General features: G+C 70.4%; 13 protein-coding genes. 4 read left to right on the top strand and 9 right to left on the bottom strand.

All coding sequences use genetic code 11. The features are described from left to right. Positions 1-16: 16 nt before the first annotated feature. Positions 17-967 (top strand): aldo/keto reductase, encoded by a 951-nt coding sequence (locus tag AB0N78_RS00545; RefSeq protein WP_363384396.1) that lies wholly within the window; start codon positions 17-19, stop codon positions 965-967. A 1-nt stretch (position 968) separates the two neighbouring features. Here AB0N78_RS00545 and AB0N78_RS00540 read toward each other — a convergent pair whose 3' ends face one another. After that, positions 969-1,268, bottom strand: a complete 300-nt coding sequence (locus AB0N78_RS00540) for a primosomal protein (protein WP_363384393.1) — start codon at positions 1,266-1,268, stop codon at positions 969-971. A gap of 73 nt (positions 1,269-1,341) precedes the next feature. On the opposite strand from AB0N78_RS00540, the gene AB0N78_RS00535 reads away from it, so the two are divergent. Next, entirely contained in the window at positions 1,342-1,566 is a 225-nt protein-coding gene (locus AB0N78_RS00535) for a DUF5703 family protein (protein ID WP_363384390.1), read from the top strand. Positions 1,567-1,568: 2 nt separating this feature from the next. On the opposite strand, the gene AB0N78_RS00530 is transcribed toward AB0N78_RS00535, so the two are convergent. From AB0N78_RS00530 to ald, 6 genes are all read right to left on the bottom strand, one after another. After that, a complete protein-coding gene (locus AB0N78_RS00530; RefSeq protein WP_363384387.1) occupies positions 1,569-2,030 on the bottom strand; it encodes a MarR family transcriptional regulator in 462 nt (153 codons plus the stop codon). Next, a complete protein-coding gene (locus AB0N78_RS00525; RefSeq protein WP_363384384.1) occupies positions 2,027-2,440 on the bottom strand; it encodes an SRPBCC family protein in 414 nt (137 codons plus the stop codon). The genes AB0N78_RS00530 and AB0N78_RS00525 overlap by 4 nt, the downstream gene beginning before the upstream one ends. A gap of 70 nt (positions 2,441-2,510) precedes the next feature. Beyond that, complete coding sequence (locus tag AB0N78_RS00520) at positions 2,511-3,866, bottom strand: M20/M25/M40 family metallo-hydrolase (protein WP_363384381.1); 1,356 nt, start codon at positions 3,864-3,866, stop codon at positions 2,511-2,513. A 38-nt stretch (positions 3,867-3,904) separates the two neighbouring features. Further along, the gene (locus AB0N78_RS00515) at positions 3,905-5,962 is read right to left on the bottom strand and encodes a M3 family metallopeptidase (protein ID WP_363384379.1); all 2,058 of its coding nucleotides are present in this window, start codon (positions 5,960-5,962) and stop codon (positions 3,905-3,907) included. A 7-nt stretch (positions 5,963-5,969) separates the two neighbouring features. Next, positions 5,970-6,497: a GNAT family N-acetyltransferase gene (locus AB0N78_RS00510; protein WP_363384376.1), complete on the bottom strand. Its 528-nt coding sequence runs from the start codon at positions 6,495-6,497 to the stop codon at positions 5,970-5,972. A 17-nt stretch (positions 6,498-6,514) separates the two neighbouring features. Continuing rightward, positions 6,515-7,618, bottom strand: a complete 1,104-nt coding sequence (gene ald, locus AB0N78_RS00505) for an alanine dehydrogenase (protein ID WP_363384374.1) — start codon at positions 7,616-7,618, stop codon at positions 6,515-6,517. A gap of 58 nt (positions 7,619-7,676) precedes the next feature. Here ald and AB0N78_RS00500 point away from each other — a divergent pair, with 58 nt between their 5' ends. Continuing rightward, entirely contained in the window at positions 7,677-8,423 is a 747-nt protein-coding gene (locus AB0N78_RS00500; RefSeq protein WP_363384371.1) for a fructosamine kinase family protein, read from the top strand. Between the two features lie 311 nt (positions 8,424-8,734). Here the strand turns inward: AB0N78_RS00500 and AB0N78_RS00495 are convergent, their stop codons facing one another. Beyond that, positions 8,735-9,130, bottom strand: a complete 396-nt coding sequence (locus AB0N78_RS00495) for a hypothetical protein (RefSeq protein WP_363384369.1) — start codon at positions 9,128-9,130, stop codon at positions 8,735-8,737. Between the two features lie 227 nt (positions 9,131-9,357). Further along, positions 9,358-10,299, bottom strand: coding sequence for a cation diffusion facilitator family transporter (locus AB0N78_RS00490; RefSeq protein WP_363384367.1), 942 nt, complete (start codon positions 10,297-10,299; stop codon positions 9,358-9,360). Positions 10,300-10,354: 55 nt separating this feature from the next. On the opposite strand from AB0N78_RS00490, the gene AB0N78_RS00485 reads away from it, so the two are divergent. Next, positions 10,355-12,025: a metallophosphoesterase gene (locus tag AB0N78_RS00485; protein WP_363384365.1), complete on the top strand. Its 1,671-nt coding sequence runs from the start codon at positions 10,355-10,357 to the stop codon at positions 12,023-12,025. The last annotated feature ends 3 nt before the right edge of the window (positions 12,026-12,028 follow it).

The raw sequence follows: 12,028 nt of genomic DNA, 5'->3' as shown, positions 1-12,028 counted from the left end.
CGATAGCCTGCCGCCCATGGAACAGCGCCAACTCGGACGCACCGGTCTGCGGGTCTCCCACCTCGGCCTGGGCACCCTCACCTGGTCCCGGGACACCGACGAGCACGACGCAGCCGAGCAGCTGCGTGACTTCGCGGAGGCGGGGGGCACGCTGGTCGACACCTCAGCCTCCTACGCCGATGGCGGTGCCGAGGAGCTGTTGGGTGGGCTGATCGGTCGGGTGGTGGACCGGGAGGACGTGGTGATCTGCACCAAGGCCGGTGCCCGGCACGGCACGGTCGACGCCTCGCGCGGCTCGCTGCTGGACACGCTGGACGCCTCGTTGCGCCGGTTGGGCACCGATCACGTGGACCTGTGGCTGGTGCAGACTCCGGACCCGCGCACTCCGCTGGTCGAGACGGTCTCCGCGCTGCGCCGGGCCGTCGACTCCGGGCGGGCCCGCTACGTCGGCCTGTCGAATCACGCGGGCTGGCAGGTGGCCCGGGCGGCGACGCTGCTCGGTGAGGACCCGGGGCTGGCGGCGGTCGAGGCGGAATACTCGCTGTTGCAGCGCGGTATCGAACGCGAGGTGCTGCCGGCCGCGGCTGATCTGGGGGTGGGGCTGTTGGCGTGGTCACCGCTGGGGCGCGGGGTGTTGACCGGCAAGTACCGCCGGACGGTGCCCGCCGACTCCCGGGCCGCCTCCCCGCACTTGTCCGGATTCGTCGAGCCCTACCTGGGCTCGGCCTCGACCGCCGTGGTGGAAGCCGTGATCACCGCGGCGCGCGGGTTGGACCGTGCTCCGTTGGAGGTCGCCCTGGCCTGGCTCCGAGTGCGCGCCCAGGTGGCGTCGTCCATCGTCGGTGCACGCACCCCGGCGCAGCTGCGGGATTCCCTCAACGCCGAGGACCTGGACCTGCCACCGGAGATCGTGCTGGCGTTGGACGAGGTCAGCGCCCCGGCGTTGGGCTACCCCGAACGCCGGTGACTCAGTCCTCGTCCTCGTCCAGGTGGTCGTCGAGGTCGTAGTCGTCCTCGTCGTCCTCCAGGTCGTCGTCGTCCTCATCACCCTCGTCGTCGCCGAGGTCCTCGTCCTCCAGGAAGAACGGGGTCGACTCACCGTGCTCGTGCAGCAGGGCCTCGTCGTAGACCTCGAAGGCGTCGGCCAGCACGTCGTAGGCGTCGTCCACCTGGGGGTCGTCGTCCGTGCGACGGCTCGTGACGGCGGCGTAGTGCGCCTCGAGAGCAGCGATGAAGCGGTCGAGTGCCGCACGGGGATCGATAGCCATGCTCAGACCGTAGCCCCCCAACAGGCACAATGGCACGGGCATAGGTCATGGCACCGGCGCGTTGGGAGGGGTGATGGCACGCAACCGAGCGACAGACATGCGGCAGTACGAGTACCGGGTGGTCTCCATTCCGCGCCATACCTCACGGAATGACGCCCGTCGGCTGCTGACCGACGAGGCCGAGTACGGCCGGTGGGAGCTGGCTCGCACCAGCATCTACACCGGCGGCGACCGGAAGGTCTGGCTGCGGCGTCGGATCATCCGGGTGGAGTCGACGTTGGGGGTCTACGCCGACTGACGTCACTGGATCGGGTGCCCCCGGCGCAGCCGGTGCAGCAGGTCGAGGAACGCCGCCGAGTCGGCCCCGAGTGTCGCAAAGTACGCGCTGTCCGCTGATTCGACGTCCCGGGTCGCGCTGTTGACCAGCGCCACCCCGGCCTCCGTTGCCCTGATCAGGCGGGCCCGGCCGTCGTGGGGATGCGGGAGCCGTTCGATCAGCTGCGCACGCTCCAGGCGACGCAACACCTGCGAGGTCATCATCACGTCGGTCCCGGCTCGGCTGGCCAGCTCATGTTGGGTGAGCGACTCGTCCTCCCGCGCGGCGGCGGACATCGCCAACAACACGTACTGGACGTGGGTGAGGCCATGAGGCGCGAGGGCATCACGCATCACGCGCTGCCACGCCGTGGCGACATGCCAGAGCGCCAGCCCGGGGCTCTGGTCCGGGTCAGGATGCGCGGTGCGCAGCCGCGATCCCGTCACGCCGTCCGGTCCAGGTGGGCGAGCAGTCCGGCACCACTGGACCGGGCGGCGTCCCGCATTCCGCGACCGAGCACCAGTCGCCACAGTCGCGCCATCGGACCGCGCAGGGCCACGGTCACGCTCATGGTCGTCGTTGCGCCGATCTTCTCCACGTGGTGGATGAAGTCCAGGTGGGCCCCGGGCAGTGAGCCGGTGTTGGTGAAGGTCTGATCCTGGGTCAACGCGGTGATCGTGAAGGTGGACTTCGGCCCGCTTGTCGGCTCCATCGTCCCGGTCGCCCCGAGGACCACCGGGCCGTCGAGCGAGGCGGCACGCACCTCAGGGTCCCAGGTGTGCCAGGAGGACGGATCCGCCCAGCAGGCGAACACGGCCGCCGGGTCGTGCGTGGTCTGTGCGTTGAACGAGCTCACTGTCAGTATGAATTTAGTATGCGCGCATACTATTTATCGAGTCAAAGCGGTCTCCGGCCGACCACCGTGGTCACGCCTCGCGCAGCAACCCGTCCAGCACCCGCACCCCGAACCGCAGCGAATCAGCCGGAACCCGCTCGTCCACGCCGTGGAACAGTGCGGTGAAGTCCAAATCCGCGGGCAGGCGCAGCGGCGCGAAGCCGTATCCGGTGATCCCCAAGCGGGCCAGTGACTTGTTGTCGGTGCCAGCGCTGAGCATGTACGGCAGCACCACCGCACCCGGGTCCTGCGCCTGGAGCACCCGGGTCATGGTGTCCACCAGGTCACCGGTGGCAGGGACCTCCAGGCCGATGTCGATGTGCTCCGGCTCGACCCGGACCTGGGGACCGGCGAGCTCGCGGACCTTGGCCAGCACCGCATCGTGGTCACCGGGCAGCGGCCGGATGTCGATGGTCGCCGAGGCACGACTGGGTACCACGTTGCTCTTGTACCCGGCGTGCAACTGCGTGGGGTTGGCCAGCGTACGGATCGACGAGCCGACGAAGCGCCGGGCCGGGCCGAGTGCGCCGATCAGTCGGTCGATGGCCAGCGGGTCGTCGACGTCCAACGGCAGCCCGGTGAGGTCGGCGACACCTTCCAGCAGAGCCAGGACGGTCGGCGTCAACCGGATGTCCCATTGGTACGCGCCCACCCGGGCCACCGCGGCGGCCAACTCGGTGACCGCGTTGTCCGGGTTGACCGCCGACCCGTGACCGGCCTGGCCGTCCGCGATCAGCTTGAGCCAGGCGATGCCCTTCTCCGCGGTCTGCAACAGGTACGCGCGACGACCGTCGACGTCCACGGAGAAGCCGCCGACCTCGCTGATCGCCTCGGTGGCACCCGCGAACAGCTCCGGACGCTCGTCCACCGCGTAGCGCGCGCCGTAGGTCCCGCCCGCCTCTTCATCGGCGAACATCGCCACGATCAGGTCCCGAGCCGGACGGCGGCCCTCGCGCATCATCTGGCGGACCACCGCCAGGATCATCGCGTCCATGCCCTTCATGTCCACGGCCCCGCGGCCCCAGACCATGCCATCGAACTCCTCGCCAGCGAAGGGGTCGACCTTCCAGTCCTTGGCCTCGGCCGGCACCACGTCGGTGTGGCCGTGCAGTACCAGCGCCGGACGCTCCGGGTCGGTGCCGGGAATGCGGACGACGACATTCGCCCGGCCCGGCGCGGACTCGAACAGCTCCGGGTCCAGCCCGACCTCCTGGAGCTGCGCCACCACGAACTCCGCCGCCGCGCGCTCCCCCGGGCCCGACCCGTCCCCGTAGTTGGAGGTGTCGATCCGGATCAGGTCCTGGGTCAACCGGACCACCTCGGCCTCGGCGGCGCTGAGGTGGGAGTCGTCGGCAGGGGTGGGCTCGGCGCCGGGCAGGGGGGTCATGCGCCCACCGTACCCGGCGCCGAAAAGGCTCAGACCGCTCAGAGGGTCAGGCCGCGACGAGCCAGCAGCGGCTCAGTCCGGGGGTCACGACCCCGCAGCTCACGGAAGGCGTCCATCGGGTCGATCGAACCGCCCTTGGCGAGCAGCACCGACCGGAACCGGTCGCCGTTCTCCCGACGCAGACCGCCGTTCTCCTCGAACCAGGTCACCGTGTCGGCATCCAGCACCTCGGACCAGATGTAGGAGTAGTACCCGGCGGAGTACCCACTGCCGAAGACGTGGTTGAAGTACGTCGTCCGGTAGCGCGGCGGCACCGGGGCAAAGTCCACACCGGCCTCCGCCAGAGCAGCCGCCTCGAAGGCCTGCACCTGCTCCACCTCGGTGGGCACCTGCTCCGGGGACAGCCGGTACCAGGCCTGGTCCAGCAGCGCCGCCGCCAGGTACTCGGTGGTGGCGAAGCCCTCGCCGTCCTGACGGGCGGCGATCAGGGTGTCGATCCACTCCGACGGCATCGGCTCACCGGTCTGGTGGTGCACCGCGTAGGCGGCCAGGATGCTCGGCTCCCAGGCCCAGATCTCGTTCACCTGCGAGGGGTACTCCACAAAGTCGCGGGGCACCTCGGTCCCGGACTGCGAGGGGTACCGCACGTCGGAGAACAAGCCGTGCAGGGCGTGCCCGAACTCGTGAAACATCGTGATGACCTCGTCCCAGGTGAGCAGCGTGGGCTCACCGGCGGCGGGCTTGGGGATGTTGAGGTTGTTCACCACGACGGGCTTCTCGTCCAGCAGGTGCGACTGGTCGACCAGGTTGTTCATCCAGGCACCGCCGCGCTTGGAGTCTCGGGTCCAGTAGTCACCGAGGAACAGGCCCAGACCGCTGCCGTCCTCGTTGAACACCTCGAACACCCGGACATCAGGGTGGTAGCCAACCAGGTCGGGGCGCTCGGTGAAGCTCAGGCCGTAGAGCTCGTGCGCGGCGCGGAACACGCCCTCGTGCAGCACCCGATTCAGTTCCAGGTAGGGGCGCAGCAGGGAGTCGTCCAGTGAGCGGACCTCCTTGCGGACCTGCTCGGCGTAGTACGACCAGTCCCAGGCCTCCAGCGTGGCCTCGGGCAGATCGCGACGCAGGGCAGCCTCCAGGGCACCGGCCTCGGCGCGGGCATTCGCGACGGCGGCCGGGGCCAGCGGACGCAGGATGCCGTCCACCGCGGCGGTGGTCGTGGCGGTGGCGTCCTCGACCACGTAGGCGGCGTGGTGCTCATAGCCGAGCAGCTGGGCGCGCTCGGCACGGGCCTTGGCCAGGGCGAGCAGGGTGGCGCGGGTGTCGTGCTCGCCGCCCTTGCCGCCCCGGGTGACGCTGGCGGTGTGCAGCCGCTCGCGCAGACCGCGGTGCGCGATCTGGGCCAGCAGCGGCTGCTGGGTGGGCAGGATCAGATCGATCAACCAGGCGCCCTCGTGCCCGCGACGGGTGGCGGCCTCCGCGGCAGCGGCGATCGCGTCCTCCGGCAGACCGACCAGCTCGGCCGGGTCGGTGACCAGCACGGCGGCGGCATTGGTCTCATCCAGCAGCAGCCGACCGAAGACGGTCTCCAGCCGGGTGATCTCCGCGTTCAGTTCACGCAGTCGGGCCTGGGCGTCCTCGTCCAGTCGGATGCCCGCCCGGATGAAGTCGGTGTGCAGGTTCTTCAGCAGGTAGGCGGTGTCCGGATCGAGATCCAGGTTCTGCTGCACCAGGGCGTCCACCCGGGCGAACAGGCGGGCGTCCAAGAAGATCGCGTCGGCGTGCTCGGCAAGCAGCGGCGCGATCTCCTCCTCCAGGGCGGCCAGCTCGTCGGTGGAATCGGCGGAGGCCTGGTTGAAGAAGACCGTCGCCGCCACATGCAGCAGATGGCCGGAGCGTTCCAGTGCCACCAGGGTGTTCTCCACCGTGGGCTCTGCCGGGTCGGTGGCAATGGCCTCGACCTCGGCCCGCTCCTGCGCCATCCCGGCCAGCAACGCCGGACGGTAGTGCTCGGGACGGATCCGGGTGAAGTCCGGCAGACCGTAGGGCAGCGTGGACGCGGTGGCGAACGGGTTCGCGGGATCGAGGGTGGTCATCGGGCCATCATCGCCGATCCGTAGCCAGCAGCGTGCCGACCCAGTCGTCGTACCGGGCCTCACCCTTGACCGCGCCCCCGCGGATGCAGCCGTCCATCGAGAACCCGGCCCGCACCGCCACCGCCCGGGACGCCTCATTCCCGGCGAAGGCCCGCCACTCCACCCGGTCCAGGCCGAGCCGCCCGAAGGCCGCCTCGATCACCAGCTCCACCGACCGGCCCATCAGCCCCCGCCCGCGCGCGTCGGGATCGAGCCACCACCCGATCTCCGCCGAGCGCACCGGCTGCGCGGTCAGTCCGATCATGCCGACCAGTCGCTCGCTCTCCCGGATTCCCCAGGTCGGACCGCCCTTCGCCCATCCCGCTGGCACGAAGTCCTCGACGAACCCCACGGCGTGCTCGCGCAGGTAAGGGCCCGGCACCGTGGTCCAGCGCTGGATGTCCGGGTCCTGGCAGATCCGCGTGATGTCGTCGACATCCGCGGCGGTCGGAGTGCGCAGCAGCACCGTGCCGTCGGTCAGCTCGAAGGGTTCCATCCGGGCATGCTGCCAGGTCAGCCGCGCGGGGTGAAGGTCATGTCATGCGCGGCGGCGACCGCGGCGTGACGCAGCATTCCCGCCTCGGTCGTCAGCCCCCGGGCCAGCGCCGGGTCGGCGTCCACCGCACGCTCCCAGCCCTGATCGGCGAGCGCGGACAGGTACGGCAGGGTGGCGTTGGTCAGGGCGTGCGTGCTGGTCACCGGCACCGCACCCGGCAGGTTGGCCACGCAGCAGAAGGTCGACCCATGCACGGTGAAAACCGGGTCGTCGTGGGTGGTCGGCCGGGTCGACTCGAAGCAGCCGCCCTGGTCCACCGCGATGTCCACCAGCACCGACCCGGGCCGCATCCGTTCGACCATGGCATCGGTGACCAGTCGGGGCGCGCGGGCACCGGGGACCAGCACCGCACCGATCACCAGATCTGCCTGCGCCACCCGGTCCGCGATGGCCAGCGCCGAGGACGCCACCGTGCGCACCCGCCCCTCGAAGGCCGCGTCGATCTCGCGCAGCTTGGGCAGGGACAGATCCAGCACCGTCACCTCGGCCCGCATTCCCAGCGCGACCTCGATCGCGTGTCGCCCCGAGACGCCACCACCGATCACCAGCACCTTCGCCGGTTCCACGCCGGGCACCCCGCCCAGCAGTCGCCCGGCGCCTCCGGCCGGTGAGGTCAGGTAGTGCGCGCCGATCTGCACCGCCAGCCGCCCGGCGACCTCACTCATCGGGGCCAGCAGCGGCAGGCTGCCATCGGGAAGCTGCACCGTCTCATAGGCCAACGACGTGACCCCGGAGGACAGCAACGCCTCGGTCAACGGGCGGTCCGCAGCGGCGTGCAGATAGGTGAACAGGGTCAGATCCGGGCGCAGGAACCCGTACTCCTGCTCGATCGGCTCTTTGACCTTGCAGATCAGCTCGGCCGTCGACCACACCTCGGCGGCGGTGGGCAGGAGGTGGGCACCCACCGCGCGGTACTGCTCGTCGCTGATCGCTGAACCGGCCCCGGCACCCGACTGGATCAGCACCTCGTGCCCGGCCGCGACCAGCTGATGCGCCCCAGCCGGGGTCAGTGCGACCCGGTCCTCGTGGTTCTTGACCTCGGTCGGAATGCCGATCCTCATGCGTGTGCTCCTGTCTGGTGACCTGTCCCCCACGCCCCAGGGTGCCAGGATCGGCGGTATGGGCCATCGCAAGCAGCGTGTCGGAGCACCGCCGGGATTCTTCGCCTGCGAGGCGGCCGGTCTGGACTGGTTGCGCGTGCCCGGCGGTCCGCCGGTGGTCGAGGTGCTCGATGTCGCCGACGATCACCTCGATCTGGTGCGGCTGACCGAGGTCGGCCCGGACCGGGCGAAGGCCGAGGACTTCGGTCGACGACTGGCTGTGCTGCACGACGCCGGAGCCCCCGCCTTCGGCAGCCCGCCCGAGGGGTGGCACGGCGACGGATTCTTCGGCCCACTGGACCAGCCCCTGCCGATGCCCACCGGCGCGCACGACTCGTGGGGCGAGTTCCTGGCGGTGCGCCGACTGGAACCCCTGCGCGACCTGCTGCCCGCCGAGGACGCCCACGCACTGGACCCGCTGATCGCGCGGCTGCGCTCCAGTGAGCTGGACGACGACGACTCCCCCGCCCGGTTGCACGGCGACCTGTGGTCCGGCAACGTGCTGTGGACCGCGGACGGGGCCACCCTGATCGATCCGGCCGCACACGGCGGGCACCGGGAGTCCGACCTGGCGATGCTCGCCCTGTTCGGCTGCCCGCACCTGGACGCGGTGCTGGCTGGCTATCAGGCGGTGCATCCACTGCGCCGAGGCTGGCAGCACCGCAGGAGTCTGCACCAGGTGTACCCGGTGGGAATGCATGTCGTGCTCTTCGGCGGTGGCTACCGGGCGCAGCTGCACCAGTTGCTGGCCGCGATCCCGACATGACGAAGGCCCCGGGTGTACCCCGAGGCCCTCGCAGCTGGTGACAGCATCCCTACGCCATCGTCCACCGCGCCCGCTTGTCCTTCTCCCGCGCGGCTTGAACCGTCCCGGCCTCGTTGAGGACCGTCGATGACGAGCCACCCGTCCCGTGTCCGTCCAACCCTCACCAGGGAAGCGTGCTCCACGTCCGGGCCGGTCCCTCCGCGACGGGATGCTGCCACCGCCGCGCGGACCGGGTGAGACCAAGTCTCGCCGGGTACAGCAAACGGCGTCCAGGGATTATTCCTGGACGCCGTTTGACGGGGTGGATCAGCTCACTTGACGGTGCTCGGGTCGTCGGTGGTCATCCGCGCGGTCAGCGTGATGGTCGACCCGGCCGGCACCTCGCCGTTCATCGGGTCCTGCGTGACGACGACCCACTGCGACGGGTCCTCAATCGTGCGGCCCTGGCCGGTGGCGTCCGCGACATCGACGACCAGGCCCTTGGCCTCGAAGGTCTCCTGCGCGGTGACCAGCAGCAGGTTGGTCTGGTCCAGGATGGTGACCGCGGCGTCGCTGTTGGAGGCGGCGCTGTTGCCGGAGGCGGCGGTGGTCTCGTCCGAGCTGCCGTTGTCGGAGGAGCAGGCACCCAGCAGACCGACGGCGACCAGCGCGGTGGCACCGATCATCAGCGTGCGGGTGACGGGGCGGCGGGTCAGGGACATGGTCATCGAAGCCCTCCTGGGGCGAATCGTCTGGTCAGTGACCGCGGGCCCCGGGATCGCCGGGTCCGCGGAGGGTGGAGTGGTGCCACACGGGCCCCCCACAGGCGGCGCATCCCCGCCCGACCCGGACGGTGCACCCTCGACGCACAGGGTACGCCCGGTGTCAGCCGTGTTTCACCAGGATTTCCGCTGCGTGACGCGGGACACGTCCGCCCCTGACCGGTACGTCCTGATTACGCCGTCAGCGCCGGTTCCTCGGGTTCGGACAGGGACAGCACCGCCCCGATGACCCCCGGCGTGCGGGCCACCTCGCGCTCCACCGCGGCCAGCGCATGGGCGGCATCGTCCTCCGCTGGGTTGCCGGCCAGGTCCACGGCACCAGTGAGGAACACCCGCCCGGCACCGACGTACTCCAACCGCACCTGCGTCACCCGCGCCACACCGGGCAGTGCCAGCAGCGCCCGGACCGCCGCCCGCTCCAGCTCCGGGTCTGCCGCCTCACCGACCAGGAACCGCCGATTGCGGTCGATCAACACCAACGCCACCACCCCGAGCAGCACCCCCACCAGGATCGAACCCACCGCATCGGGCACCGCGGACCCAGTGAGCTGATGCGCCCCGATCCCCGCCGCGGCGATCACGATGCCGATCAGCGCCGCCGCATCCTCAAAGAACACCGCCCGCACCGTCGGGTCCGAGGTGGACAGGATGTGCTCCCACAGCTCCCGATCCCGACGGTCCGCCGCCGCACGTGCCTGCCGCCACGCCTGCAGGAAGGAGATGCCCTCCAACACGAAAGCCACCGCCAGCACTACATAGGCCACCGTGAAGGACTCCGCCGGTTCCGGATGGGCCAGTTCCTGGATGCCATGGGTGATCGACACCCCGGCGCCCACAGCGAACAGCCCGATGGCCGCGAACAGCGACCAGATGTAGATCTCCCGGCCGTAGCCGAAGGGGTGGCTGCGGTCCGCCGGTCGCGCGCCGCGTCGCTGCGCCACCAGCAGAAAGACCTCATTGCCGGTGTCCGCCCAGGAGTGCGCCGCCTCAGCCAGCATCGAAGCGGCACCGGTGACGACGGCGGCCACGGTCTTGGCCAGCGCCACCAGCGCATTGGCCCCCAGGGCGAGCACGACAGTCACGGTGCTCTCCTGGTGCGGGGTGTTCTCGCTCATGGGACTGGATTACCACCAGGACGCATGCCGCGCCGCCCGTCTAGAGTCGGCACCGATGTCCGAGAACTCCGCCCCCACCGCCGCCCCCGGCCGTCTGCGCAACCGACTCGGCTGGGCACTCGGGGTGCTGTTGGCCGTCGTCGTCGCCCTGACCTTCGGCGTGACCACCGCGAGCGCCCGGCTCAGTTTCGGCCCGCATGAGGCGCAGTACGACGTCACCATCGACCAGCAGATCACCCTGGACCTCGGCCCATTGGGTGCGCTGGAGCTGGACTCCCCGCTGCCGCTCGGACTCGGAGCCCGGGTCACCGTGCAGGAGATCCCCGAGGACGTCGACGCGCTGAACGACATCGACACCCTGCAACAGCTGAGTGATGACGCGGCCTCGTACTTGCAGTTCTTCACCGGACCGCAGGCGACAGTCGAGGACGCGGCCCGGGCCTTGATCGGCGATGCGCTGTGGCGGGCCGGGTTGGCGCTGCTGGTGATCGCCGCCGGGACGGTGGCTGTGCGGGCGCTGCTGGGCCGTGCGCGTCGGACCGAGCTGGCCCGTGGTGCCCGCCAGCACTACGGCCCCGTGCTGTCGGTCACGGCCACGGTGCTGGTGCTGGTGCTGGCAGTGAGCGTGTCCGTGGTCCGCGAGCGCCGAGAGCAGGCGCAGGCCACCCCCGTGACCACCGTCTTCGACGACACCCCGCTGGAGGGGGCGCGGGTGACCGGCCGGCTCGGCGGCATCATCAACACCTACGGCGGCCTGCTGGTGGACGCCTATCGGGACAATGAGGACTTCTACGCGCAGGCCGACGACGCGCTGGTCGCCGCGTGGCAGGACTGGGAGACCACCCCCGCCGCCGATGACTCCCCCGCACCGGAGCCGACCGCGAGCACCTCACCCACCCCGTCGGCCAGTCCGAGCGGCGAGGGGTCGGAGCCCATCACCCTGCTGCTGGTCTCCGACCTGCACTGCAATGTCGGGATGGCTCCACTGATCACCTCCATGGTGGAGCTGTCCGGGGCGCAGATCGTGCTGGATGCCGGGGACACCACGATGAATGGCACCTCGGTGGAGCAGTACTGCGTGACCACTTTCGCCCGGGCGATCCCCTCCGGTGTCGACCTGGTGACCGCACCGGGTAACCACGACTCCTCGGACACCACCGCGCAGTACGCGAAGGCCGGGGCCACCGTGCTGGACGGCAGTGTGATCGATGTGCGCGGCATCCGGATCCTCGGCGACCACGACCCGAAGGCCACCCGGCTGATCATCGAGCAGCAGCAGGACGAGTCCTACTCCTCGGTGGCCCGCCGGTTGAACGAGGTGGCCTGTGCGGACCCGGACGGGGTGGACCTGGTGCTGTTCCACAACCCCCGCATCCCTGCGCTGTTGGATGACGGCTGCGTGCCCGCGCTGTTCTCCGGGCATCTGCACTCACGCACTGACCCGGAGCAGATCGGCCAGGGCATCCGGTACATCAGTTCCTCCACCGCGGGCGCTCAGGAGAACGAGCCCCGGATCGGTCCGCTCAAGGGCACGGCGGAGATGACGCTGCTGCGCTTTGACCCGGACACCCGCAGCATCCTGGACTGGCAGCTGATCGAGATCGGCACCGATGCGTCGGCCACCGTGCACGACCGCACCGCCTGGCCGCAGATCGAGGAGCTACCCGCCGAGGATGAGGACGAGGACGGCAGCCCGACGCCGACCGCGTCCCCCACCGCGGGCTGATCT

The sequence above is a fragment of the Cellulomonas sp. NPDC089187 genome, from assembly GCF_040685135.1.
Taxonomy (GTDB): domain Bacteria; phylum Actinomycetota; class Actinomycetes; order Actinomycetales; family Cellulomonadaceae; genus Cellulomonas.
The sequence above is the reverse complement of the archived record's forward strand: the minus strand, read 5'-3'. Positions and strand labels throughout refer to the sequence as shown.

Coding starts and splice junctions, on each gene's coding strand:
- AB0N78_RS00545 (WP_363384396.1), top strand. CDS start 17: ATGGAACAGCGCCAACTCGGACGCACCGGTCTGCGGGTCTCCCACCTC.
- AB0N78_RS00520 (WP_363384381.1), bottom strand. CDS start 3,866: ATGACCCCCCTGCCCGGCGCCGAGCCCACCCCTGCCGACGACTCCCAC.
- AB0N78_RS00540 (WP_363384393.1), bottom strand. CDS start 1,268: ATGGCTATCGATCCCCGTGCGGCACTCGACCGCTTCATCGCTGCTCTC.
- AB0N78_RS00535 (WP_363384390.1), top strand. CDS start 1,342: ATGGCACGCAACCGAGCGACAGACATGCGGCAGTACGAGTACCGGGTG.
- AB0N78_RS00485 (WP_363384365.1), top strand. CDS start 10,355: ATGTCCGAGAACTCCGCCCCCACCGCCGCCCCCGGCCGTCTGCGCAAC.
- AB0N78_RS00515 (WP_363384379.1), bottom strand. CDS start 5,962: ATGACCACCCTCGATCCCGCGAACCCGTTCGCCACCGCGTCCACGCTG.
- AB0N78_RS00510 (WP_363384376.1), bottom strand. CDS start 6,497: ATGGAACCCTTCGAGCTGACCGACGGCACGGTGCTGCTGCGCACTCCG.
- AB0N78_RS00490 (WP_363384367.1), bottom strand. CDS start 10,299: ATGAGCGAGAACACCCCGCACCAGGAGAGCACCGTGACTGTCGTGCTC.
- ald (WP_363384374.1), bottom strand. CDS start 7,618: ATGAGGATCGGCATTCCGACCGAGGTCAAGAACCACGAGGACCGGGTC.
- AB0N78_RS00495 (WP_363384369.1), bottom strand. CDS start 9,130: ATGACCATGTCCCTGACCCGCCGCCCCGTCACCCGCACGCTGATGATC.
- AB0N78_RS00500 (WP_363384371.1), top strand. CDS start 7,677: ATGGGCCATCGCAAGCAGCGTGTCGGAGCACCGCCGGGATTCTTCGCC.